We start from the raw sequence: 24,420 nt of genomic DNA, 5'->3' as shown, positions 1-24,420 counted from the left end.
AAGCCGCCAACGGCAACCAAGCAAGCGCTTGGGCAGAAGATAGTGTTTCACTGTTTACAAACCAAGCGCTTGCTTGGTAGCCTCCAGACACTTCTGTCGCAGGTTGCTGAGTCGGAGATAAAAATGCCCACCACCGTTCGCATCGGATGCGCCAGTGCATTCTGGGGAGACACGTCGACCGCCGCCGCGCAGTTAGTCGACGGCGGCAAACTGGACTATCTGGTGTTCGACTATCTGGCCGAAATCACCATGTCGATCATGGCCGGCGCGCGCATGAAAGACCCGCAGGCCGGGTTCGCCGGGGACTTTATCGAAGTCCTTACACCGCTGCTGCCACAACTCGCCGAGCAAAATATCCGTGTCATCAGCAACGCCGGCGGGGTCAACCCGCAAGCCTGCGCCGCTGCCCTGCAAGCGGCCTGCGACAAGGCCGGCATCCCACTGAAAATCGCCGTGTTGCTCGGCGATGACCTGCAACCGCAATTAAAACAACTCAGCGGCATCACTGAAATGTTCAGCGGCGCCCCGTTGCCGCCAATGTGCGTCTCGACCAACGCCTACCTCGGTGCGCCGGGCATTGTCGAAGCGTTGCGACTGGGCGCCGATATCGTCATCACCGGCCGAGTAGTCGACAGCGCCGTGGTCAGCGCGGCGCTGGTGCACGAATTCGGCTGGTCGTGGCACGACTACGACAAACTCGCCCAAGCCGCACTGGCCGGGCACATCATCGAATGTGGCGCGCAATGCACCGGCGGCAATTTCACCGACTGGCGCGACGTGCCGGATTACGAACACATCGGTTTTCCAATCGTCGAAGTCAGTGCCGACAGCCAATTTATCGTCAGCAAACCGGAAGGTTCCGGTGGACTGGTCACGCCACTGACCGTTGGCGAGCAAATGCTTTACGAAATCGGCGATCCGCAGGCCTATCTGTTGCCCGACGTCGTCTGCGATTTCACCGAGGTCAAACTTCAGCAGCAAGGCAAAAACGCGGTACACGTTCACGGCGCCAAAGGCCTGCCGCCGACGGATAAATACAAGGTCAGCGCCACCTGCCCGGACGGCTTTCGCTGCACCGCCAGTTGCCTGATCGCCGGCATCGATGCCGTTGAAAAAGCGCAGCGCGTCAGTCAGGCAATCATCGACAAGACCGCGGAAATGTTCAGTCAGCGCGGCTGGGCGCCCTACAGCGAAGCCCACATCGAACTGCTCGGCAGCGAAGCCACTTACGGCGCGCACGGGCAACGTCGCGACAGCCGCGAAGTGGTGATCAAACTCGCCGTGCGGCACCCGAGCAAACAGGCGCTGATTCTGTTCTCCCGGGAAATCGCCCAGGCCGCGACCGGCATGGCGCCCGGGCTGACCGGCATCGTTGGCGGACGGCCAACCGTGTATCCGCTGATCCGTTTGTTCTCATTCCTGATCGATAAAAACGCCTGCACCTTGCAGATCGATCTTGCCGGTGAACGCCATTCTTGCGCCCTGCCCTCATTGGTCGCGCTCGACAGCGAAGACTTGCCCATTGCCCAGCAACCGCCGAAACCTCAGGGCCGCGCCGATGCCAGCGTGGCACTGGTGAAACTGGCCGTGGCGCGCTCCGGTGACAAGGGCAATCACAGCAACATCGGCGTGCTGCCGCGCAAACCCGAATACTTGCCGTGGATCGCCGAAGCGTTGACTCCGGCAGTGATCGTCGACTGGATGAGCCACGTGCTCGACCCGATCCACGGCCGGGTCGAACGCTGGTATCTGCCCGGCACCCACAGCCTCAACTTTCTTTTGGAAAACGCACTCGGCGGTGGCGGCGTGGCCAGTCTGCGCATCGACCCGCAAGGCAAAGCCTTCGCCCAGCAATTATTGGAAATCCAGATCCCGGTGCCGCAGAGCATCGCCGAACAGCTCGACTAGAGGATGGTGTGCATGGCTTACGCGTCGATTTTCAATGCCGAGCTGTTCAGCGGCCAGACCATCATCGTCACCGGTGGCGGCAGCGGCATCGGCCGTTGCACCGCGCACGAACTGGCAGCGCTCGGCGCCAACGTGCTGCTGGTCGGGCGCAAACCGGAAAAACTGGAAAAAGTCACCGCCGAAATTGCCGAGGACGGCGGCCGTGCGCATTGGCAGGCCTGCGATATTCGTGATGAAGAAGCGGTAAAACAACTGGTCAAGGAACTGATCGCCGAGCACGGGCCGATTCACGGCCTGGTCAACAATGCTGGCGGCCAATACCCGTCGCCGCTGGCTTCGATCAATCAGAAAGGTTTCGAAACCGTGCTGCGTACCAATCTGGTCGGCGGTTTTCTGATGGCGCGGGAAGTGTTCAACCAGTCGATGAGCAAGCACGGCGGCAGCATCGTCAACATGCTCGCCGACATGTGGGGCGGCATGCCCGGTATGGGCCACTCGGGCGCGGCGCGTTCGGGCATGGACAACTTCACCAAAACCGCCGCGTTTGAATGGGGCTATGCCGGGGTGCGGGTCAACGCGGTGGCGCCGGGCTGGATCGCCTCCAGCGGCATGGACACTTACGAAGGCGCGTTCAAAGCGGTGATTCCGACCCTGCGCGAGCATGTGCCGCTCAAGCGCATCGGCACCGAATCGGAAGTCAGCGCAGCGATTGTATTTTTGCTCAGCCCGGCGGCGGCATTTATTAGCGGCAGCACATTGAAAATTGATGGCGCGGCCAGCCTCGGCAGCCGTGCGTGGCCGTTGCACAAAGCGACTCACAGCGAGTCGTTCAATGGCTTCCATCGCGCCTACCTTCCAGACGTGCTGAAGGACAAGGAGTAAGCCATGCCGCAGATCCAGTCCCAACTCGATCCGCACAGTGAGGCGTTTGCGCGCAATCGTGCGGCAATGCTCGTGGCCATCGAGCAAGTGCAGCAACTCGAACAAAACCTGCTGAACAAAGCCGCTGAAGCCAAAGCCAAATTCGACAAGCGCGGACAGTTACTGCCGCGCGAACGCCTGAATCTGTTGCTCGATCCCGGCGCACCGTTTCTCGAACTGGCCAGTCTCGCCGGTTATAAGTTGCATGACGACAAGGACGGCAGCTCGGCCGGTGGCGGACTGATCGCCGGCATCGGTTACGTTTGTGGCATCCGCGCAATGGTGGTCGCCAACAACAGTGCGATCAAGGGCGGCACGATCTCACCGAGCGGTTTGAAAAAATCCCTGCGCCTGCAACAGATCGCTCAGGAAAACAAACTGCCGGTGATTACCCTCGCCGAAAGCGGCGGCGCCAACCTCAATTACGCGGCGGATATTTTTGTGGAAGGTGCGCGCAGTTTTGCCAACCAGGCGCGGATGTCGGCGATGGGTTTGCCGCAGATCACCGTGGTGCACGGCTCAGCGACGGCGGGCGGCGCTTATCAGCCGGGACTGTCGGATTACGTGGTGGTGGTGCGCGGCAAGGCCAAGCTGTTTTTGGCCGGCCCGCCGTTACTCAAAGCGGCCACGGGGGAAGTCGCCACCGATGAAGAACTCGGCGGCGCCGAGATGCACGCGCAGGTCGCCGGCACGGCGGAATATCTCGCTGAAAACGATGCCGACGGCGTGCGTCAGGTGCGTGAAATTCTGCGAATGCTGCCGTGGAATGAACAACTGCCATGGCTGCCGGAGCCGCAATACAAAGAACCGCTCTACCCCATCGAAGAACTGCTCGGCTTGATTCCCGACGATCCGAAAAAACCTTACGACGTGCGGGAAATCATCGCGCGCATCGCCGACGAATCCTGCTTTCTGGAATTCAAGGGCGAGTTCGATCAGCAAACCCTTTGCGGGCAATTGAAGATTCAGGGTCGCGCCTGCGGTTTCATCGGCAACAACGGTCCGATCACGCCGAACGGTGCGAGCAAAGCGGCGCAGTTCATTCAGCTGTGCGATCAGAGCCAGACGCCGTTGCTGTTTTTCCACAACACCACCGGTTTCATGGTCGGCACCGAATCGGAACAGCAAGGCGTGATCAAACACGGCTCGAAACTGATTCAAGCGGTGGCCAACGCGCGGGTGCCTAAACTGACCATCGTCGTCGGCGGCTCGTACGGCGCCGGTAACTATGCAATGTGCGGACGAGGTCTCGATCCGCGCTTTATCTTTGCCTGGCCGAACAGCCGCACCGCTGTAATGGGCGGCGCGCAGGCCGGTAAAGTTCTGCGCATCGTTACCGAAGCCAAACAGCTCAAGGACGGTTTGACGCCGGATCCGAAAATGCTCGACATGCTTGAACAGGTCACCGCGCAGAAACTCGACAGCCAGTCCACCGCGCTCTACGGCAGCGCCAACCTGTGGGACGACGGGCTGATCGATCCACGCGACACGCGTACTCTGCTCGGCTATTTGCTCGACATCTGCCACGAAGCCGACATTCGCACGTTGCAACCCAACAGCTTCGGCGTCAGCCGGTTCTGACCGCCACGGATCTTACGGAGAACAATAAAAAATGATCTTCACCCCGGAACACGAAGCTCTGCGCCGTACCGTCCGCCAGTTCGTCGAGCACGAGATCAATCCGCACGTCGATGAATGGGAAAAGGCCGGACGCTTTCCCATCCACGAGATTTTCCGCAAGGCCGGCGACCTCGGTTTGCTCGGTATTTCCAAACCGGAAAAATTCGGCGGCATGGGTCTCGATTACAGCTATTCGATTGTCGCTGCTGAAGAGTTCGGCACCATTCATTGCGGCGGCATTCCGATGTCGATCGGCGTGCAGACCGACATGTGTACGCCCGCCCTCGCCCGTTTCGGCTCCGATGAATTGCGCGAAGAGTTCCTTCGTCCGGCAATCACCGGCGAGCAGGTTGGCTGCATCGGCGTTTCCGAGGTCGGCGCTGGCTCCGACGTCGCCGGGCTGAAAACCACCGCGCGCAAGGACGGCGACGACTACGTGATCAATGGCAGCAAGATGTGGATCACCAACTCGCCGAGTGCTGATTTCATCTGCCTGCTGGCGAATACTTCCGACGATAAACCGCACATCAACAAGTCGCTGATCATGGTGCCGATGAACACGCCGGGCATCAGTCTCAGTTCGCACCTCGACAAGCTCGGCATGCGCAGCTCGGAAACCGCCCAGGTGTTTTTCGACGACGTGCGCGTGCCGCAGCGCAACCGCGTCGGCCATGAAGGCGCCGGGTTCATGATGCAGATGCTGCAGTTTCAGGAAGAACGCCTGTTCGGCGCGGCGAACATGATCAAGGGCCTGGAATATTGCGTCGACAGCACCATCGAGTACTGCAAGGAGCGCAAGACCTTCGGCAATGCACTGATCGACAATCAGGTGATCCACTTCCGCCTCGCCGAACTGCAAACCGAAATCGAATGCCTGCGCGCGCTGGTCTATCAGGCCACCGAGCAGTACGTGAAAGGCCAGGACGTCACGCGGCTGGCGTCGATGGCGAAGCTTAAGGCCGGGCGCCTCGGCCGCGAAGTCAGTGACAGCTGCCTGCAATATTGGGGTGGCATGGGTTTCATGTGGGACAACCCTGTGGCCCGCGCTTATCGCGATGTGCGGCTGGTGTCGATTGGCGGCGGCGCCGACGAAATCATGCTGGGGATCATTTGCAAACTGATGGGCATCCTGCCGGGGAAAAAGAAATGAGCAGCCTGCCGGAATGCCAGACGCTGTTGCTGGAACTGCATGGCGGCGTGCTGCACATCACCCTCAATCGCCCGGACAGCCGCAATGCGATGAGCCTGCAAATGGTCAGCGAATTGCGTGCGGTGCTGGCGTCGGTACGCGAGGATCGCAGTGTTCGCGCTCTGGTGCTCAGCGGCGCCGGCGGGCATTTCTGTGCCGGGGGCGATATCAAGGACATGGCCAGTGCCCGTGCTCAAGGTGCCGATGCTTACCGTGATTTGAATCGTGCGTTCGGGGCTTTGCTGGAAGAAGCGCAGCACGCGCCGCAAGCGCTGATCACGGTGCTGCAAGGCGCAGTGCTCGGCGGCGGTTTTGGGCTGGCGTGTGTCAGTGACATTGCGATTGCCGATCATCAGGCGCAGTTCGGTTTGCCGGAAACCAGCCTGGGTCTGCTGCCGGCGCAGATCGCGCCGTTTGTGGTGCAGCGCATTGGCCTGACCGAAGCGCGGCGACTGGCGCTGACCGCCGCACGTTTTGACGGGCAGCAGGCACGCCGTTTGGGGCTGGTGCATTTTGTCGAGCAGGACGCGCAGGCGCTGGCTGAGCGACTGGATGAGGTGCTGCAGCATGTGCTGTGTTGTGCGCCGGAGGCGAATGCGCTGACCAAGAAATTGTTGTTGGCGAGTGCCGGGCAGCCATCGGCTGAGTTGCTTGATGAAGCGGCGCAGTGGTTTAGCGAAGCGGTGACGGGAGAAGAAGGGATCGAGGGCACCATGGCTTTTGTGCAGAAGCGAAAACCGCGGTGGGCCACCTGAAAGCATCGCGAGCAGGCTCACTCCTACAGTTGGAATGCGTTCCCCTGTAGGAGTGAGCCTGCTCGCGAAGAGGCCTCCACATCCACCGCAAAAACCTCAGGAAACCCACCATGCCCACCCTGCAAAAAATCCTGATCGCCAACCGCGGTGAAATCGCCTGCCGCATCCAGCGCACCGCCCAAGCCCTCGGCTACCGAACCGTCGCCGTTTACAGCGACGCCGACGCCGACGCCCTGCACGTACACATCGCCGATCAAGCCGTGCACATCGGCCCCGCCCCCGTGCAGCAGTCCTACCTGAACATCCCGGCGATCATCGACGCCGCGCGCCGCAGCGGCGCCGATGCCATTCATCCCGGTTACGGTTTTCTCTCGGAAAACGCCGAGTTCGCCCGCGCCTGCGAACAGGCTGGCCTGACGTTCATCGGCCCGAGCGTCGCAGCCATCGAATTGATGGGCAGCAAACGTCGCTCGAAAATCGCCATGCTCGACGCGGGTGTACCGTGCATCGCCGGTTACCAGGGCGCCGAGCAGGACGACGTGACCCTGCTGCGCGAAGCCGAGCGTATCGGCTATCCATTGATGATCAAGGCCAGCGCCGGTGGCGGCGGTCGCGGCATGCGTCTGGTACACGATGGCTCTGATTTACCGGCGCAACTGCGTACCGCGCGTTCCGAAGCGTTGAACGGTTTTGGCAGCGACGAATTGATTCTTGAACAGGCGTTGATTGAGCCGCGCCATGTCGAAGTGCAACTGTTCGGCGATCAACACGGCAACCTGATCTACCTCGGCGAGCGCGATTGCTCGGTGCAGCGCCGCCATCAGAAAGTCATCGAAGAAGCGCCCTGCCCGGTGATGACCGCCGAGTTGCGTCAGGCCATGGGTGAAGCGGCTCTCAAGGCTGGACGTGCGGTGAATTATGTCGGCGCTGGCACCGTGGAATTCTTGCTCGATGCACGTGGGCAGTTCTATTTTCTGGAGATGAACACTCGCTTGCAGGTCGAGCATCCGGTGACAGAACTAATCACCGGGCTGGATCTGGTCGCCTGGCAATTATGGGTCGCCGAAGGTCAGCCGTTACCGCTGACTCAGGATCAGGTGCAACTCCATGGTCATGCGATGGAAGTGCGCCTTTACGCCGAAGACCCTGCGCAGGATTTCTTGCCGCAAACCGGTTGTGTAGAGGCGTGGGAGCCCGCGCTGCAACACGGCGCGCGTATCGATCATGGTCTGCGCGAAGGGCAATCGGTCAGCCCGTTCTACGACCCGATGCTCGGCAAACTGATCGCCCACGGGGCTACTCGCGAGGAGGCTCGACGCAAACTCCTGCGCGCGGTGCAGGACACAGTGTTGCTGGGTGTGCAAAGCAATCAGCGGTTGCTGGTCAGCCTGCTGCAACATCCGCAGTTCATCAGCGGTGAGTTCAGCACGGCATTTATCGCGCAGCATTTCAGCGATCACGCGTGCCTGAACTGCTACGCGCCGAGTGCCGAAGACCTGGCCATCGCGGCAGTGTTGTTCTATCAAACCAGCGCCCTCAGTCATCGTGCGCCGCTGTCCGGTTGGCGTAATAACGCCAGTGTGCCGCTGCATTTTCGCCTCGGTCTTGATGAGCAAAACTGGACGCTGCAACTGCTCGCTGAGCCGCAAGGTGCGTTCAAAGTGCAAGTCGCCGAACGCACACTGGCATTGAAACTCATCGATCAAGACGCCCACTCGATAACGCTGGAAGTCGACGGCTTGCGCCAACGCCACGCCTGTCGTCTCGATGGCGAACAACTCTGGCTGTTCACCCATCCCGGCAGCCTGCGCCTGGAGGATCGAACTCACGCGGTGATCGGCAGTCAGACCAGCGTCAGTTCCGGCACCTTGAAAGCGCCCATGGACGGCGCCATTGTTGACGTACTCGTCAGCGAAGGCAGCCCGGTCAGCAAAGGTCAGCTGCTGGTGGTACTGGAGGCAATGAAAATGGAGCACCCGCTCAAGGCCGGCATCGACGGCGTGCTCAAGCGGGTGCAGGTCAAAGTCGGCGATCAGGTAAAAAATCGTCAGGTTCTGTTGCAGGTGGAGTAGTCAGCCGAGCGCAAACGCAGGGTTTGGCTACGCTCTGAATAATCAGAACGTACAAATCAGGAACCCTGCGATGCCCCACTGGCTGGTCATAGATCTGGAAGCCACCACCGATGAGGGTGGCTGGCCGGTCACCGAGATGGAAATTATCGAGATCGGCGCGACGCTGGTCGATCGTGCCGGGCGCGAACAGGATCACTTCCAGCGCTTCGTCAAACCGACTCGACGGCCATTGCTGACGCCGTTCTGCCGCGAGCTGACGCACATCACCCAGGCCAATATCGATACGGCGCAACCGCTGACTGAGGTCTGGCCGGCGTTCGAACGCTGGCTCGCGCAGCATCAATCACGTCTTGAAGGCTGGGCCAGTTGGGGCGATTACGACCGCAAACAACTGCTCCAGGAATGGCAGCGCCTGCAGATCGACAGTGGATTGAGCAAAGTGCCGCATATGAACCTCAAACAGCGCTTCGCCAAGGCCCGACGCCTGGAGCGGCCGCTGGGGCTCAACGGCGCGCTGCAACTGGCCGGCATGCAGTTCAGCGGTCAGCAACACCGGGCGCTGGAAGATGCGCGCAACACCGCACGATTGTTGCCGCTGGTTTTGCCACTCTAGGGTCAATTCGAGAACTGGCTGGACAGGCGCCGGGCAGGTGACGGCGCCCAAAGCCTTGTGCATACTGGCCGCCTCCATTTTTTAGCCCTTTTCGAGGAATCGCCCATGTTTAAAGTCAACGAGTACTTCGACGGCACCGTCAAGTCGATCGCCTTTGGCACCGCTGAAGGTCCGGCGACCATCGGCGTCATGGCCCCGGGCGAATACGAATTCGGCACCAGCCAGCGTGAAATCATGCACGTGGTCTCCGGCGCACTGACCGTGAAACTGCCCGACAGCAGCGACTGGGAAACCTTCGCCGCCGGCAGCCAGTTCAACGTTCCGGCGAACAGCAAATTCCAGCTGAAAGTCGCGGTTGATACCGCTTACCTGTGCGAGTACCGCGGCTAAGTCGTCGGTTTTCACAGCACCAATAAAATGCCCGGGTCCAAGGACTCGGGCATTTTTCGTTTCAGGGGCGGCTTATTCGAGGATTTCCACCGGCATTCCGACCTCGAGTCGACCGTTGCTGTCATTCACCAGGTTCTGACCGAACATCGCGCCATCGGCTTCGGCGCGGTATTTCTGCAAGGTCGCCAGCGGTTCACGATCGGCACTGCGCTCGCCAGTCTGCGGGTCGATGGTGGTAAGGATGCAGCGCGCGCACGGCTTGACCACGCGGAACTCGACGTCGCCGATACGGATGCGTTTCCAGCCATCCTCGGCGTACGCTTCGCTGCCTTCGATCACCAGATTCGGGCGAAAACGCAGCATCTCCAGCGGCCGCCCGACCCGTTGCGACAGATCTTGCAGCGACGCCTCGCCAATCAGCAGCAGCGGAAAACCGTCGGCGAACGCGACCTGATCATCATCCTTGCCGACACCTGACGGCGTGGTGCGCGCACGATCCAGCGGCACTTGCACCAGACGTGTCGGTTTGCCGATGAACTCGCTGACCCAACGCGCCGCCTCATCACCGGCATCCGGCACGCGCAGGGTGTCACGCCAGATAGTCACGCCGCGCAGTTCGGCGTCGCTGCCCGGCAAAGCGATTTCGATGGAAGACTGTTGCGGCGCGCTCAGGGTCAGACCGCCCCGGGCATTCCACAGCGCCGACAACTGGCTCATTTTTGCTACAGCACGCTGGGTCAGGAAGCGGCCGCTGGCTTCGTCCACGAGCATCCAGCGTCGGTCGCCATCGAGCCCCAGCTTGTCGAGGTCGACGCTTTGCAGCACATCGACTTTGCCGGATTTCAACGGGTAACGATAAAGCGCGCTCAGACGCAGCATGGCCAGCTCCCTGGAGGATAAAAACGCCACCCTATACGAGCTTCATGCACGAATCAAAACATGAATTCGCACACTGGATTCCAGCTGCAACTCAACCTTTGTGGCGAGGGGATTTATCCCCGTTCGGCTGCGCAGCAGTCGTAAATTCAGCGAACGCGGTTCAAATGATGTTCGAGTCGGCTGCATTTGGGGGCCGCTTCGCTGCCCAACGGGGATAAATCCCCTCACCACAGGGCTCACTCCTACAAAGGGTGTGTGATCAGGCAGGGACTTCGTCGAGCATCAGGCGCTGGCGCACTACATCAACCAGTTTGTCCGGCTGGAATTTCGAGAGGAAGTTGTCGCAGCCAACCTTCTTCACCATCGAATCGTTGAAGCTGCCCGACAGCGACGTGTGCAGTACCACGTACAGCCCACGCAGACGCGGGTCGTTGCGGATTTCGGTGGTCAGACGGTAACCGTCCATTTCCGGCATTTCCGCGTCGGTGAAGATCATCAGCAACTTGTCAGTCATGTTCACACCGGTGTCAGCCCAGGCCTTGAGCATGTTCAGCGCTTTCAAACCGTCGCTGGCGATGTGCATCTTCACGCCCAACTGGCCAAGGGTGTCACGCAGTTGCGAGAGCGCCACATTGGAATCGTCAACCAGCAGCACTTCGCGACCACGGGCACGTTCGAGCACCGGGTCTTCGAGTTTTTCCCGCGAGACCTTGGCGTTGTACGGGACGATTTCGGCGAGAACTTTCTCGACGTCGATGATTTCCACCAACTGATCGTCGACCTTGCTGATCGCGGTCAGGTAATGCTGACGGCCAGCGCTGGTCGGCGGCGGCAGAATGGCTTCCCAGTTCATGTTGACGATGCGATCCACACCGCCCACAAGGAATGCCTGCACCGAGCGGTTGTATTCAGTGACGATGATGGTGCTGTTCGGGCCCGGCACCAACGGCCGCATGCCGATCGCCTGAGACAGATCGATCACCGGCAAGGTCTGCCCGCGCAGGTTGACCACGCCGCACACGAACGGGTGACGCTGCGGCATCAGGGTCAGCTTCGGCAGTTGCAGGACTTCCTGAACCTTGAACACGTTGATCGCAAACAATTGGCGTCCAGCCAGACGAAACATGAGAATTTCCAGGCGATTCTCACCCACCAGTTGCGTGCGTTGGTCTACCGTGTCGAGAATGCCGGCCATCAATGACTCCTGGGCTTGTTCAGATGAATTCACTAACAGGCTTTATCGGCAGTTAATGACGAATCTTGATTGCTGAGAAATTAGCCATCAAAATGCCACAACCGGGCATTGATGTCACATTAACATCATGCTTTACTGGCCCGGTTGTTTTCATCTGTTACAGTCTTCGCGGCGCGACCTCGGTTTGCACGGTAGGTTCCCGCGCCTAAGGGATTCCCCTAGTATCAATCAGGCCCAACCTGATATTCGCGATATCCAATAGCCATTAATGTGACGCCATTCTCATTGCATGAACGGAGTCAGGCTATTGTGTGCGATCGCAACTCAGTGGCAACCCATCCTATGGAAATCCACAGCCAGTGCACCTGCGGCACGTCTGAGCGCGATCTGCCGACGATTCACGATCGTCGCCACACACGGCACTCCCCCATCAGACATGACGCTGTGGAGGTAAGCATGCCGATCGACCGTAAAGACTGGGCGCAACGCTTCCCCGAATTTCTGCTTGAGGCTGAGACGCTGCTGGCCAAGTCGGAAGAATGCCTGAGCCATCTGCAACTGATCAGCAATGACAAGGATGCCATCGCGTGCATGCAGGGCACGCTGCTCAAGCTCGCCGGCAGAGCTGAGGCACTGGCGCTGGAAGCGATTTCCGAGTTTTCCCTGCACATCTACAGCCTGCTCAATCTGACCCAGGATCACGTCGACCTGCACGAACAAGCGCTGGGCGCCTTGAAAGATTGCTTCACGCTGATGGCCTGGCAACTGGAGCTGGTCGATGTGAAGACCGGGCAACTGAGCCTTGATGGCAGCGAACAGGCCTCATTAATCGAAGCGTTCGCCTTTCATGTCGGGCAAAGCCAGTTCCAGATGCCTTTGCCGGGCAAACGTTTGCCACCTCTGTCGTTCTCCGAGCGACAGGCCTGATCTGGCGTCAGGCTTGAGCACTACTCATTTAATGTCGTTATTGAATAGTTCATACCCGCCAGCGACATATCGAACTAAATAAACACACCTGATGCGACGGATAATTTTCAGCCCGCCTCAGGGTTTTCCTGTGTGTTAAGAATCGTGATTTAGTCAATTTGTTTATCTGTCGAATAACATACTTCGACTTTTTTCCATTATGGAACATACGTCCATAATGGCGTCTTTCCTGACTCATTGGACATATAGAGCAGGCGCGACCAACGGTATCTTAAGTGGTACTATGCCGCCCATTAGTTGCTTTCAAATTAATGGCAAAGTGATTTCATTGATCGGCGTCCAGAGAAGTTGGCGGTTAACTACCGCTCACTGTAGCCAGTTGAAATCATTCACATAATTGACAGCATTTCCAGACAGAGACCCGTCAGCCACCGACCGGTCTACCCGCAGCGAACATCCATTGGCTCCATCCGTTATGTACGCCAGCATAAAGACCCTCACAACATGGCCACCCTCCCGGGAAAATGCCCGCCGGTTCACACTCATCTTGTGTGTCGCCGCTGCGCTGGGCAGCCTTCTGACCTACGGTTTTTCCAAGCCGTTGGGCCTGGGTCTGTTGTTGCTCGACATCGCAGCCACGGCGTGCGTCTGGGTGCAATATCGCCTGTCACGCAAATCGATCAAGTTCCAGCCACAGGAACTGGCCGATCGCCTGCTGGAAGTCCAGGAAAACGAACGCCATCGCCTCAGCCGCGAGCTGCACGATGACATCGGCCAATTGCTCACCGCCGCCAAATTGCAAAGCGACTGGCTGAAACGCCGTATGCCGGAGGAATTGCAGGAGCAATGCACCGTTCTCTGCGACACCCTCGAAGAAACCCTCAACAAAGTCCGCGACGTATCGGCCATCCTCAACCCACGGCAACTGACCAGCCTTGGCCTTGAAGCGAGCCTGCGCGCGCACCTGCTCAAAACGTTGACCAACACCGACGTGCACTGGAGCCTCGATTGCCAGCAGCGCTTGAACGGTATTCCGGAAGAAATGGCCGTCGCTGCGTTTCGTATTGCGCAGGAGGCAGTGACCAACATCCTGCGTCACGCCCAGGCGAAAAACCTGCTGATTCGCGTGCAGCGCTTGCCCAAGGGCTTGACCCTGCTGATCAGCGATGATGGCCAGGGCTTCGCGCCGGCCGTCAATCCTGGGCGTGAAGGACAACGTGGCATGGCCGGCATGGCCGAACGGATCGAACAACTGGGTGGCACCCTGAGCGTGATCAGCGAACCGGGCAAAGGCACTCAAATCGAAGCACTTTTCCCCTGGGCGCCGCGCGCACTCGAGCGGGCCAGTACGAATAAGGTTATGCGTTGACTTGTAACTTACTTCTAGTGGATGACCACTCGCTGATCAGGGCCGGCGTGCGCGCTCTGGTTATGGATATTCCCGGTTACGCGGTAATCGGCGAGGCCAATGACGGCTCGCAGTTGCTCGAAATGGTCGAGCTGCTGAACCCCGATATTGTCTTGCTGGATATTTCCATGAAGGAAACCGGCGGCCTCGAAGCGTTGCAGCGACTCAAACGCGTGCGCCCGCAAAGCAAAGTGCTGATCCTGTCGATGCACACCGACCCCGCATTGATCATGCAGGCGCTGGAATCCGGCGCTTACGGTTATCTGCTCAAGGACACCACCGGCACCGAGCTTGAACACGCGCTGGACGCGCTGCGCAATAACGAGCGTTATCTAAGTCCGGCGATCGCCCACACGGTGATCAACCAGGCTCTGGTTCGCAATCAAAAAGGCCAGCCGGACACCACCGATTCGCACAACCTGACGGCACGCCAACTGGAAATCCTCCGACTGATCGTGCGCGGCAAGTCGACCCGGGAAATCGCCAACGGCCTGGGCCTGAGCATCAAAACCGTCGAGACCCACCGCGCGCAGATCATGAAACGTCTGCAGATCTACGATGTGGCGGGCCTGGTGCTGTTCGCCGTGCGCGAACAGATCATCAGTCTGGACGACTGATCGGCAGCGTAGCGCTCAATAGCGGCGAATCCTCAGGCAAATGCACCTGCAATGCCGCGGGGCGCGCTTCGAAGCGCAGGCTATCGCCTTCCAGTGGCTCGCCATCCAGATTGATGTAAAGCCCTTCAGACACCTTGATTTCGACCCACGGCAAACGTGTCCGCACGAACATGTTGTCGAGGCCGAAGCCATCAGTGAGCAGATTCTTCAAGGTACCCACCAACTCCTGTGGCGCCGGCAGAATGCTGATGTCCAAAAGACCATCATCGGCCAGTGCCTGCGGACACAGCACGTGCCCACCGCCCGCCTGACGGCCATTGCCGATGCCCAGCGCCAGCAGCTCGCCACGCCAGTGGAAATCCGGTCCCTGTAACTCGCCATAGGCAGCATGCAGCTCACTGAAGCGCGACAGACCGGTGAACAGATAAGCCGCGCCCCCGAGCACTTTCTTCAAGTCTTCAGAAGTATTGGCCGTGACCTGGCTACCAAAACCGCCCGTGGCCATATTGAGGAAAATCTGCCCGCCAACCTGGCCCAGATCGATGTCGCGCGCAGGCACATCGAGCAACTCAAGAGCCTCTGCCGGCTCCAGCGGAACGCCCGCCGCACGGGAAAAATCGTTCGCCGTACCCAGCGGCAACAGCACCAGGCTGGCTTCGCCCGGATGCGCCGCCAGCGCCTGGGCGATATCACGCAAGGTGCCATCGCCACCACCAGCGATAATCTGTTTATAGCCAGCCGCCAGCGCCTCTTCGACCAGACGCTCGGCATCGCCGCCCTCCCAGGTCAGGCGCACGGCCAGCTCCCAGCCTTGTTCGCGTTTACTTTCGACGGCGGCACGAACCGCCTCGTTGAGTGCCTGCTTGCCATGCAGAATCAACAGCGCCCTGCGTTCACTCATTGCAATCACTCCGTGAATGGATTCGGTATGAGACATCTTGACCACTGGCGCACGGAAAAAAGCCGCAAGAACCGTAATTAATTCAGGCGTCTCGGCGCACGCGTCCTACAGGGCTGGGATTTTTCTTACAAGATGTGATGAATTGGCTGCATTGACCAACTCCAGCCATTGGTAGATCGTGCGTCGGCGGTATCAATCTTCAATCTGAAAACACACAAGGATGTGCATGTAATGAGTGGATACACCTCTAGGGCTTTCGATACTTTCATTGACACCGTTAGCGACCCGCGTCCATTTCCAGCAGGCGTCAACATCAATGCATAGTCAAGAAGCCAGACTGCCAGTGAGCCCGGTTGCTCCACTCGCGCAAAGTCGCACCAGCCACACCACTGACTTCCACAGCGGCGCCAAACCCACTGGAGAAACGAACATGGAACCTCGCGTCACCGAGCTGGAAACCCACCTCAAATACATCCGCAGGGACATGGATGAAGTCAGGGGCGATGTCAGAACCATCAAGCATCGCCTCGCCTACGCGGCAGGCGCAACAGCCGTCGTGATGGGTTTGCTGGGATGGATAGCCAACAGTCGTTTTGACCAGATCATTTCGCTCATGGCTCACTGACGCCTGAGCGGGCCCGCAGGTGCCGGCGACACGCGCCAGCACCTGCGGATACCGAGGCAGTTAACCCAGAAGCTCACTCAGGGGAATGAAGACAGCTTCGTCGCCCTCAACCAGCGTCCGGCCCTCAAGCACCTCGACGAGACCGTCAGCCCAGGCTGCACTGCGCAAAACGCCGGAGCTTTGATTGCGATAGATGATTGCCCGGCCCTGTTCCAGCCGTCCGCGCAAGTACTCACGACGGTTGCCAGCCACTGGCCAGTTGAACCCTGCCGGCACGCGGAACTTGAGTGGTTCAACGTCTTGCACGCCTTGGCGCCGCAACAGATACGGCCGGGTTAACAGGGCGAAGGTCACCAGTGTCGAAGCAGGGTTACCCGGCAGGCCGATCACTGGCACGTTGCGAAAGTGGCCGAAGGTCAGCGGTTTCCCGGGTTTGATCGCCAGCTTCCACAAGGCGAGCTCGCCTTCTTCCCTCAATGCGATGCCGAGAAAATCCGCCTCACCGACCGAAACACCACCAGTGGAGAGAATCAGATCGACATCCTGCAATTCGCCCAGACGCTCTCGGGTCGTCGCCAGATTGTCCGGAAGAATCCCGGCATCGATCACTTCGCAGCCCAGCCGCTGCAACCAGCTGCACAGCACCACACGGTTACTGTTGTAAATCTGCCCCGGCCCCAATGCCTGACCGGGCTCAATCAGTTCATCGCCGGTCGACAGCACGGCTACGCGCACCTTGCGCACGACATTCAGGCCGGCGCGGCCCAATGAAGCGGACAAGCCCTGCTCGATCGGCCCCAGGCGAGTGCCGGCCGACAGGACGAGTTCACCCACCGTGGTTTCCTGGCCCTGCGGACGAATGTTCTGCCCGACTTTCATGGCTTCGGAAAAACCTACGCGGCCGTCCGCCATGACTTCGGCGTTTTCCTGCATCTCGACACAATCGGCTCCGGCCGGCACAGGTGCGCCGGTGAAGATTCGAGCACAGGTTCCACGCTGCAAAGGTTCAGGCGCTTGCCCGGCGAATATTTTCTGGCTGACCGGCAACGGCTCGCCCGTCCAGTCGGCCAGATTCAGCGCGTAACCGTCCATCGCACTGTTCGGCCACGGCGGCAGATCCAGCGTCGAAACCAGATCCTCGGCCAGCACGCGCCCCTGAACCTCAGCGAGCGGCAAATACTCACGCTCGACGATTGGCGAGGCCTCGGCCATTTCCAGCAGCCGCGCCAATGCCACTTCGACAGGCATCAGCGCAGCGGTCTTGCCCGGCTTACCCACGGGATTCACAAGGCGCCGCCTGTTTCAGATGCGGGACGAAATTGCATGGACGGTGACGGGAATCCAGTTGCTCGGCGAGAATCCCGTCCCAACCGGTGCGCACGGCATTGGTCGAACCCGGCAGGCAGCACACCAGCGTGCCATTGGCCAGACCGGCCAGTGCGCGGGATTGCACGGTTGAGGTGCCGATATCGGCCACCGAGATCTGGCGGAACAATTCGCCAAAGCCATCGACCTGTTTGTCGAGCAGACAGGCCACCGCTTCCGGCGTACTGTCACGGCCGGTGAAGCCGGTGCCGCCAGTGATCAACACGACCTGCACAACATCGTCGGCGATCCAGTTGGCGACTTGCGCACGAATTTTATACAGATCATCTTTGAGCAGAACCCGCTCGGCCAGGTTGTGGCCGGCCGCCAACAGGCGATCGACAAAGACCTGACCTGAGGTGTCGGTTTCCAGTGTTCGGGTATCGCTGACAGTCAGCACGGCAATATTGAGCGGTGCGAAAGGTACATCAGCCTTGGCTTTCATAGGCTCGTCCAGTTGTAGGAGAAACAGCCCGGTGTTATATCACAGCGCCCCCTTTTTACGCCGCCCCTACGGAGAGCCAAAATGACCGCAAATACGCCATTGCCCCCTTGTTCCGTGCTGCTGCTGGCAGGCGGACGCGGCCAGCGCATGGGCGGTCAGGACAAAGGTTTGATCGAGTGGCACGGCGAACCGCTGATTGCGCATCTGCAGCGCAAAGTACGAGCGCTGACGGACGACTTGATCATCTCCTGCAACCGCAATCGCGAACGCTATGAAACTTATGCCGATCAATTGGTGGTGGATGACGAAGGTGACTTCCCCGGGCCACTCGCCGGTATTCGTGCAGGCTTGAAAGCGGCGCGCCATTCGCACTTGCTGGTGTTGCCGTGCGATGTTCCGCGAATCGACGAAGCACTGCTGCAAAGCATGCGCGAAACCGCCAATCACAATCCTGACAAACCTTTAATGTTGTGGCACGACGAGCACTGGGAACCGTTGTTGTGCGTGATTCCCGTGAGCCTGCTGCCAGCCTTCGAAACCGCCTGGAACAGCGGTGAACGCAGCCCCGGCCGGGTGATGCGCAGCCTCGGCGCCACTGCATTGGAATGCCCGGACAATGACCCGCGACTGGGCAACCTCAACACCCCCGAACTGTTAAAGGCGCATAACACTGTGTCAGACTGACACTATTCAAGGAACTCTCACGCCTTGTATACGTCTCAAGCTCAGTAACCAAAAGAATTCCCATTCGGAGACACACCCATGACTCAACGGACCATCGCCTCTCTCATGCTCGCACTGGGCCTGGCCACCCTCGCCGGTTGCTCGTCGCCTACAGTGATCACGCTGAATGACGGTCGCGAAATCCAGGCCGTCGACACGCCGAAATACGATGATGATTCGGGTTTCTACGAGTTCCAGCAGCTGGACGGCAAAGAAACTCGCATCAACAAGGATCAGGTTCGCACCGTTAAAGAACTGTAAGGTTCTTCGAAGCGACGTCTGACCCAGCCGGTTTGCCTGGCTAAAAAAATGCCCCGATACGTCGGGGCATTTTTTATGCGCGCAAGGAAGTTACCGAGCGGTTATCCGATAGACCCGCTCCTCAAGTCGCGTAGCACCTGCCTGCACAAACTTGCCGCTGTCACTCAGCACATCCTGCGATTCCAGTACCTGCATCTGCCACGCACCGCCGAACATGTGTTGCACTTGAGCATCGTCTACGGAGAACGGCGGTCCGGAAATTTGCGATTGATCGTAATCCAGCGTAATCAACAGCCCCTTCAAACCCGCCGGCAGAATATTCTGCAAATGCTCGGCGTAACGCTCGCGCATTGGCGCCGGCAAGGCGATCACTGCTGCACGGTCGTACAGCGCGGAACAATCGGCAACGTCCTCTGCGCTCAGCGCGAAAACGTCACCGCACCACAACTCGATTGCGCCAGCGCGGTAAACCTTGAAGACGCCGTGCTCGCTGATCTGTGGCTGCAGTTGTTGCTCGCTGAAAAAGTCTTCTACGGCTTTCTCCGACAGCTCAATACCGAGAACCCGATGCCCGCGCCCGGCCAGCCACAGCAAATCCAGACTTTTCCCACACAACGGCACCAGCACCCGCGCGTGTGACGAGAGGTTCAGATCCGGCCAGAAACGTTGTAGATAAGGATTCACTTGCGGTAAATGAAAGCCGATCTGGTTCGAAGCCCACTTCTTGTGCCAAAACTCAGGCTGCATGCATCCCCCTAAAAATTCGATCAAAAAGCGTTAAAACTTATATTAGATTTAGATCAATGAAGTGACTGAAGATGGGCCATCTTACCGTTCAGGAGCCCGCACATGTTTCCCAGTCTGTATATCTCACACGGCTCACCGATGCTTGCATTGGAGCCAGGCGCCAGCGGCCCGGCTCTCGCGCGATTGGCCGCCGAACTGCCGACACCGAAAGCCATCGTGATCGTCTCTGCACACTGGGAGAGCCACGAACTGTTGGTCAGCAGCAATCCGCAACCGGAAACCTGGCATGACTTTGGCGGGTTTCCCCGTGCGCTGTTTGAAGTGCAATACCCGGCGCCGGGCGATCCGCAACTGGCTGGAGAAGTGGCGCAGTTGCTGACGGCGAACAACCTGCCAGCACGTCTCGACCCGCAGCGCCCTTTCGATCATGGCGTGTGGGTGCCGTTGTCGCTGATGTATCCGCAGGCGAATATTCCGGTGGTGCAGGTTTCGCTGCCAAGTCGGGCAGGCCCGGCGCTTCAGACCCGTGTGGGTCGAGCCTTGGCCGGTTTACGCGAGCAAGGGATTCTGTTGATCGGCTCTGGCAGCATCACCCACAACCTGCGCGAACTGGACTGGCATGCCGGGCCGGAAAGCGTTGAGCCATGGGCGCGGGATTTCCGTGATTGGGTGATCGACAAGCTACAGGCCGATGATGAGGCGGCGCTGCACGATTATCGTCAGCAGGCGCCGAATGCGGTGCGCAACCATCCGAGTGATGAGCATTTGTTGCCGCTGTATTTTGCGCGGGGTGCGGGGGGTGAGTTTAGCGTGGCGCACAAGGGGTTCACGATGGGTGCGCTGGGGATGGATATTTACCGCTTCGGTTAAAGCAAAAGATCGCAGCCTTCGGCAGCTCCTACAAGGGGAACGCATTCCAAATGTAGGAGCTGCCGAAGGCTGCGATCTTTTGATCCTGAAAAACAGGCAAAAAAAATCCCCGAACCAGTCGGGGATTTTTTATGTGCGATCAATCAGCCCAAGGGCGGATCAATCTTCGCGATAGCGACGCAGCTTCAACTGCTTACCGGCAACGCGAGTGTCCTTCAGTTTGGTCAGGAGTTTGTCCAGACCATCTTCCGGCAGCTCGACGAGGCTGAAGCTGTCACGCACCTGGATGCGACCGATCGCTTCACGGGCCAGACCGCCTTCGTTGAGGATGGCGCCCAGCAGGTTTTTCGCAGCGATACCGTCACGCGCACCCAGCGCGGTACGGCAACGAGCACGGCCTTCGCCCAGAGGCATTGGCGCGCGACGCTCGCGGTCACCACGATCAGGACGATCGCCAGTGCGCTCAGGACGGTCGCCACGCGGTGCATTGTTCGGCACCAGTGGGCGTTCCTTCTCGATTGCAGCCAGGTTCAGCGCTTGACCGTTGGTGGCTTTGCGCAACAGCGCAGCAGCCAGAGCACGCGGGGTGCAGCCGATGTCTGCGGTCAGACGATCGAGCAACTCACCGTGAGTCGATTCAGCATCAGCTACCAGCGGCGACAGGCTGTTGGTCAGTTTCTTGATGCGCGCATCGAGAACGGCTTGAGCGTCCGGCAGGCGAACTTCAGCAACCTTCTGACCGGTTACACGCTCGATCACTTGCAGCATGCGGCGCTCACGTGGAGTCACCAGCAGCAGTGCACGACCTTCGCGACCGGCACGGCCAGTACGACCGATACGGTGAACGTAGGACTCTGGATCGTACGGCATGTCAACGTTGAACACGTGAGTGATGCGCGGAACGTCCAGACCACGAGCAGCAACGTCGGTCGCCACAACGATGTCCAGACGGCCATCTTTCAGCGAGTCGATAACGCGCTCACGCTGGTTCTGGGCGATGTCACCGTTCAACGCGGCGGCTTTGTAGCCTTTGGCGTCGAGGGCGCTGGCCAGATCCAGGGTCGCTTGCTTGGTGCGCACGAACATGATCAGAGCGTCGAAGTCTTCCACTTCCAGCAAGCTGAGAACAGCCGAAGTCTTCTGGTCAGCGTGAACCAACAGGTGAGCCTGTTCGATCGCGGTAACGGTCTGGGTCTTGGTCTGGATCTTCACGTGTTGCGGATCGCGCAGATGGCGTTCGGCAATGGCGCGGATCGACTGCGGCAAGGTGGCCGAGAACAGTACGGTCTGACGGGTCGGTGGCAGAGCCTTGAAGATAACTTCGAGGTCGTCCATGAAACCCAGTTTGAGCATTTCGTCCGCTTCGTCGAGAACCAGGTGGTTCACGGTCGACAGGACTTTTTCGTCACGACGCAGGTGGTCGCACAGACGGCCCGGGGTGGCGACAACGATCTGTGCGCCATTACGGATTGCTTTCAGTTGCGGGCCCATCGGCGCGCCGCCGTAAACGGCCACAACAGTAACGCCTGGCATTTGCTTGGCGTAGGTTTCGAAAGCGGTTGCTACTTGCAGCGCCAACTCACGGGTTGGCGCCAGGATCAGGGCTTGCGGCTCGCGCTTGGCAGGATCGATGCGGTGCAGGATCGGCAGGGCGAATGCGGCGGTTTTACCCGTACCGGTTTGCGCCTGACCAATCATGTCTTGACCGGCCATGATGATCGGGATCGATTGCTGCTGAATAGCCGAAGGTTCTTCGTAGCCAGTCGCGATGACGGCTGCAAGAATATTCGGATTAAGATTAAAAGCGGCGAAGCCGCCGGTTTCCTGGGTCATGGGTCTGCCTCTAAGTGCATCCGCAAAGACCCATGCTCCAAAGCTGCGCATGCCGTGTTGAGACTCAAGAGTCGCCCTGGCTGCTTTGTCGGCGGGGATTTGCGAAAACGAATGAATGAAAAAAAGAATCGTCCGGGAAGAGCCCGCAGTGCGGACGTGCAGCCGAAGCTGACTTCGGGGAATTGCGCTACCTAAACGCGGCCCGGTTAAAGGCCGGCGCGCACTATACCGGAAATTGCCCAAAAAGGGAGCTTTTTTTATCGGCAAAATGCGTGTGTCACCGCTGTGTAACGGGGTTTTGCGGATAATCGTTCCAAGGTCTATTTTTCAAAGGCCCGGCCCTGCGGGCGATGACGCTTAAACGATTCACCGACGTGCGGCATTCCGTCGCTGCACCTGCCCTTCCCGCCCGAGGATCTACCGATGAATCAGCCCTGCGCCGGCCGCGTCAGCCGAGAACGTCGTGGTCACGTCCACCTGATCGGCCTGGATCGAGCGGCCAAGCGCAATGCTTTCGACCTCGACCTGCTCAACGACTTGAGCCTGGCCTATGGCGAGTTCGAAGCCGACAGCGAGGCGCGGGTAGCGGTGGTGTTCGGCCATGGCGAACACTTTACCGCCGGTCTGGATCTGGTAAATGCCAGCTCAGCATTGGCCGAAGGTTGGCAGGTTCCGACCGGCGGTTGCGATCCGTGGGGTGTTTTCGTCGGGCCACGGGTAAGCAAACCGGTGATTGTCGCGGCGCAGGGTTATTGCCTGACCATCGGGATCGAGCTGATGTTGGCGGCGGATATCAATCTTTGCGCGAGCAACACCCGCTTCGCGCAAATGGAAGTGCAGCGTGGGATTTTTCCTTTTGGTGGCGCGACTTTGCGTTTTCAACAGATTGCCGGCTGGGGCAATGCAATGCGCTGGCTGCTGACCGGCGATGAGTTTGATGCGCACGATGCGTTGCGCTTGGGGTTGGTGCAAGAAGTGATGGCCAGTGAGGATTTGTTGCCTCGGGCGATTGAATTGGCGGAGCGGATCGCGCGACAGGCGCCGTTGGGGGTGCAGGCGACGTTGATGTCGGCGCGGCAGGCGCGGTATGAGGGTGAGACGGCGGCGACGCAGGGCTTGCCGGCGTTGGTGAAGAAGTTGTTGGCGAGTGAGGATGCCAAGGAAGGCGTGCGGTCGCTGGTGGAGCGGCGGCCCGGAATATTCAAAGGGATCTGAAGCTGTGGTGGTTTTGAGGCCGTCTTCGCGAGCAAGCCCGCTCCCACAGGGGGAACGCATTGTAAATGTGGGAGCGGGCTTGCTCGCGAAGGGGCCAGCACTGGCAACTCAGGTGGCCGGGCGAATCGCGTTGATCAACGACTGCAACGAATACCCCAACCGCGGCGCCAGCGCTTCGGCCCGCGCAGTCAACGCCTGCATGTCCAGTTCCTGATCGAGATCCGCCGGCACCAGCAGAATCACATTGCCCTCCTTCACCGGCAGCTCCCAGTAATGCCGGTGATAGAGCCCGCGCAACAGCGCCGCGCCCAACGGCTGGCCATCATCGGTGGCCCACTGATTGATCACCAGCCAGCCGCCCGGATTCAAACGCTTCTGGCAGTCACCGAGAAAACCCCAGGCCAGGTGCCCGACACCCGGCCCGACGTCGGTGTAGAGGTCGACGAAGATCAAATCCGCAGGTTCCGCCGTCGGCAGCAATTCCAGCGCATCGCCAACACGGATGTACAGACGCGGGTCATCATCCAGCCCAAGGTATTCGATCGCCAGACGCGGCACGTCCGGGCGCAACTCGATGGCTTCAACATCTTCCAGTGGCAGAAACTTGAGGCAGGCCTGGGTCAATGTCCCCGCACCCAACCCGAGAAACAGCGCGCTGTCCGGTTGCTCATGGCACAACGCGCCGATCAGCATCGCGCGGGTGTAGTCGTACTCCAGCCAGCTCGGGTCAGCGGTGAACACGCAGCTCTGCTCGATCGCATCGCCGAATTCGAGAAAGCGGTAATCGGCCACTTCCAGCACGCGAATCACGCCGAACTCATCCTGTACTTCGGCGAGCAGATGCTCGACGCGCTCCTCAGTCATTTCGTCTCCTGATGGTCACCGGGCGCGGTGACGCGATGGCACCGCTGTGGCGCCGTGGCAAAGCGGCGATTGTCGGC

At 59.5% G+C, this 24,420-nt stretch carries 24 protein-coding genes; 16 read left to right on the top strand and 8 right to left on the bottom strand.

What is annotated here, in order from left to right:
* Positions 1 to 123: 123 nt before the first annotated feature.
* From ACIP1X_RS10230 to ACIP1X_RS10195, 8 genes are all read left to right on the top strand, one after another.
* Positions 124 to 1,908 carry an acyclic terpene utilization AtuA family protein gene (locus ACIP1X_RS10230; RefSeq protein WP_400751641.1) on the top strand — a complete coding sequence of 595 codons (1,785 nt, stop codon included), beginning with the start codon at positions 124 to 126 and terminating at the stop codon, positions 1,906 to 1,908.
* 12 nt (positions 1,909 to 1,920) lie between these two features.
* Positions 1,921 to 2,790, top strand: coding sequence for an SDR family oxidoreductase (locus ACIP1X_RS10225; protein ID WP_400751638.1), 870 nt, complete (start codon positions 1,921 to 1,923; stop codon positions 2,788 to 2,790).
* Positions 2,791 to 2,793: 3 nt separating this feature from the next.
* A complete protein-coding gene (gene atuC / locus ACIP1X_RS10220) occupies positions 2,794 to 4,410 on the top strand; it encodes a geranyl-CoA carboxylase subunit beta (RefSeq protein ID WP_053122241.1) in 1,617 nt (538 codons plus the stop codon).
* Between the two features lie 31 nt (positions 4,411 to 4,441).
* The gene (gene atuD / locus ACIP1X_RS10215; RefSeq protein ID WP_105705203.1) at positions 4,442 to 5,599 is read left to right on the top strand and encodes a citronellyl-CoA dehydrogenase; all 1,158 of its coding nucleotides are present in this window, start codon (positions 4,442 to 4,444) and stop codon (positions 5,597 to 5,599) included.
* On the top strand, positions 5,596 to 6,393 hold the full coding sequence (locus ACIP1X_RS10210; RefSeq protein WP_400751634.1) for an enoyl-CoA hydratase/isomerase family protein: 798 nt from the start codon (positions 5,596 to 5,598) through the stop codon (positions 6,391 to 6,393). The genes atuD and ACIP1X_RS10210 overlap by 4 nt, the downstream gene beginning before the upstream one ends.
* A gap of 110 nt (positions 6,394 to 6,503) precedes the next feature.
* Positions 6,504 to 8,465, top strand: coding sequence for an acetyl/propionyl/methylcrotonyl-CoA carboxylase subunit alpha (locus ACIP1X_RS10205; RefSeq protein ID WP_400751631.1), 1,962 nt, complete (start codon positions 6,504 to 6,506; stop codon positions 8,463 to 8,465).
* Between the two features lie 70 nt (positions 8,466 to 8,535).
* Positions 8,536 to 9,078: an exonuclease domain-containing protein gene (locus ACIP1X_RS10200; protein ID WP_127929212.1), complete on the top strand. Its 543-nt coding sequence runs from the start codon at positions 8,536 to 8,538 to the stop codon at positions 9,076 to 9,078.
* 105 nt (positions 9,079 to 9,183) lie between these two features.
* Entirely contained in the window at positions 9,184 to 9,468 is a 285-nt protein-coding gene (locus tag ACIP1X_RS10195) for a pyrimidine/purine nucleoside phosphorylase (protein WP_007940055.1), read from the top strand.
* A 72-nt stretch (positions 9,469 to 9,540) separates the two neighbouring features.
* Here the strand turns inward: ACIP1X_RS10195 and ACIP1X_RS10190 are convergent, their stop codons facing one another.
* Together ACIP1X_RS10190 and ACIP1X_RS10185 are read right to left on the bottom strand one after the other, a co-directional pair.
* A complete protein-coding gene (locus tag ACIP1X_RS10190) occupies positions 9,541 to 10,347 on the bottom strand; it encodes an MOSC domain-containing protein (RefSeq protein ID WP_400751626.1) in 807 nt (268 codons plus the stop codon).
* 259 nt (positions 10,348 to 10,606) lie between these two features.
* Positions 10,607 to 11,542, bottom strand: a complete 936-nt coding sequence (locus ACIP1X_RS10185; RefSeq protein WP_007908676.1) for a chemotaxis protein CheV — start codon at positions 11,540 to 11,542, stop codon at positions 10,607 to 10,609.
* 456 nt (positions 11,543 to 11,998) lie between these two features.
* On the opposite strand from ACIP1X_RS10185, the gene ACIP1X_RS10180 reads away from it, so the two are divergent.
* The 3 genes from ACIP1X_RS10180 (at position 11,999) to ACIP1X_RS10170 (ending at position 14,494) form a co-directional block, all read left to right on the top strand.
* Positions 11,999 to 12,469: a hypothetical protein gene (locus ACIP1X_RS10180; RefSeq protein ID WP_212543691.1), complete on the top strand. Its 471-nt coding sequence runs from the start codon at positions 11,999 to 12,001 to the stop codon at positions 12,467 to 12,469.
* 475 nt (positions 12,470 to 12,944) lie between these two features.
* On the top strand, positions 12,945 to 13,838 hold the full coding sequence (locus ACIP1X_RS10175; protein ID WP_053122255.1) for a sensor histidine kinase: 894 nt from the start codon (positions 12,945 to 12,947) through the stop codon (positions 13,836 to 13,838).
* Positions 13,835 to 14,494, top strand: a complete 660-nt coding sequence (locus ACIP1X_RS10170) for a response regulator transcription factor (RefSeq protein WP_053122257.1) — start codon at positions 13,835 to 13,837, stop codon at positions 14,492 to 14,494. Before ACIP1X_RS10175 ends, ACIP1X_RS10170 begins: the two co-directional genes overlap by 4 nt.
* On the opposite strand, the gene yegS is transcribed toward ACIP1X_RS10170, so the two are convergent.
* Positions 14,478 to 15,395, bottom strand: coding sequence for a lipid kinase YegS (gene yegS / locus ACIP1X_RS10165; protein WP_400751623.1), 918 nt, complete (start codon positions 15,393 to 15,395; stop codon positions 14,478 to 14,480). The genes ACIP1X_RS10170 and yegS overlap by 17 nt on opposite strands.
* 316 nt (positions 15,396 to 15,711) lie before the next feature.
* Here yegS and ACIP1X_RS10160 point away from each other — a divergent pair, with 316 nt between their 5' ends.
* Positions 15,712 to 16,020: a hypothetical protein gene (locus ACIP1X_RS10160; RefSeq protein WP_212549054.1), complete on the top strand. Its 309-nt coding sequence runs from the start codon at positions 15,712 to 15,714 to the stop codon at positions 16,018 to 16,020.
* Between the two features lie 60 nt (positions 16,021 to 16,080).
* Here the strand turns inward: ACIP1X_RS10160 and glp are convergent, their stop codons facing one another.
* Positions 16,081 to 17,307: a gephyrin-like molybdotransferase Glp gene (gene glp, locus ACIP1X_RS10155; RefSeq protein WP_212543694.1), complete on the bottom strand. Its 1,227-nt coding sequence runs from the start codon at positions 17,305 to 17,307 to the stop codon at positions 16,081 to 16,083.
* Positions 17,291 to 17,830, bottom strand: a complete 540-nt coding sequence (moaB, locus tag ACIP1X_RS10150; protein ID WP_053122265.1) for a molybdenum cofactor biosynthesis protein B — start codon at positions 17,828 to 17,830, stop codon at positions 17,291 to 17,293. Before moaB ends, glp begins: the two co-directional genes overlap by 17 nt.
* A gap of 81 nt (positions 17,831 to 17,911) precedes the next feature.
* Between moaB and mobA the strand changes: the two genes are divergently transcribed.
* Both mobA and ACIP1X_RS10140 read left to right on the top strand, forming a co-directional pair.
* Positions 17,912 to 18,514, top strand: a complete 603-nt coding sequence (gene mobA, locus ACIP1X_RS10145; protein WP_400751620.1) for a molybdenum cofactor guanylyltransferase MobA — start codon at positions 17,912 to 17,914, stop codon at positions 18,512 to 18,514.
* A 78-nt stretch (positions 18,515 to 18,592) separates the two neighbouring features.
* The gene (locus tag ACIP1X_RS10140; protein ID WP_053122269.1) at positions 18,593 to 18,814 is read left to right on the top strand and encodes a YgdI/YgdR family lipoprotein; all 222 of its coding nucleotides are present in this window, start codon (positions 18,593 to 18,595) and stop codon (positions 18,812 to 18,814) included.
* 90 nt (positions 18,815 to 18,904) lie between these two features.
* On the opposite strand, the gene ACIP1X_RS10135 is transcribed toward ACIP1X_RS10140, so the two are convergent.
* The gene (locus tag ACIP1X_RS10135; RefSeq protein WP_400751617.1) at positions 18,905 to 19,561 is read right to left on the bottom strand and encodes a thiopurine S-methyltransferase; all 657 of its coding nucleotides are present in this window, start codon (positions 19,559 to 19,561) and stop codon (positions 18,905 to 18,907) included.
* Positions 19,562 to 19,663: 102 nt separating this feature from the next.
* On the opposite strand from ACIP1X_RS10135, the gene ACIP1X_RS10130 reads away from it, so the two are divergent.
* Entirely contained in the window at positions 19,664 to 20,431 is a 768-nt protein-coding gene (locus ACIP1X_RS10130) for a DODA-type extradiol aromatic ring-opening family dioxygenase (protein ID WP_400751615.1), read from the top strand.
* A 159-nt stretch (positions 20,432 to 20,590) separates the two neighbouring features.
* Here the strand turns inward: ACIP1X_RS10130 and ACIP1X_RS10125 are convergent, their stop codons facing one another.
* A complete protein-coding gene (locus tag ACIP1X_RS10125) occupies positions 20,591 to 22,264 on the bottom strand; it encodes a DEAD/DEAH box helicase (protein WP_053122275.1) in 1,674 nt (557 codons plus the stop codon).
* Positions 22,265 to 22,687: 423 nt separating this feature from the next.
* Here ACIP1X_RS10125 and ACIP1X_RS10120 point away from each other — a divergent pair, with 423 nt between their 5' ends.
* Entirely contained in the window at positions 22,688 to 23,479 is a 792-nt protein-coding gene (locus ACIP1X_RS10120) for a crotonase/enoyl-CoA hydratase family protein (protein ID WP_212543698.1), read from the top strand.
* A gap of 108 nt (positions 23,480 to 23,587) precedes the next feature.
* On the opposite strand, the gene ACIP1X_RS10115 is transcribed toward ACIP1X_RS10120, so the two are convergent.
* On the bottom strand, positions 23,588 to 24,343 hold the full coding sequence (locus ACIP1X_RS10115; protein WP_053122388.1) for a spermidine synthase: 756 nt from the start codon (positions 24,341 to 24,343) through the stop codon (positions 23,588 to 23,590).
* Between the last annotated feature and the right edge of the window lie 77 nt (positions 24,344 to 24,420).

Source organism: Pseudomonas sp. NPDC088885 (assembly GCF_044750025.1).
Classification (GTDB): Bacteria; Pseudomonadota; Gammaproteobacteria; order Pseudomonadales; family Pseudomonadaceae; genus Aquipseudomonas; species Aquipseudomonas rustica.
This window is presented reverse-complemented; position numbering and strand designations above follow the sequence as displayed.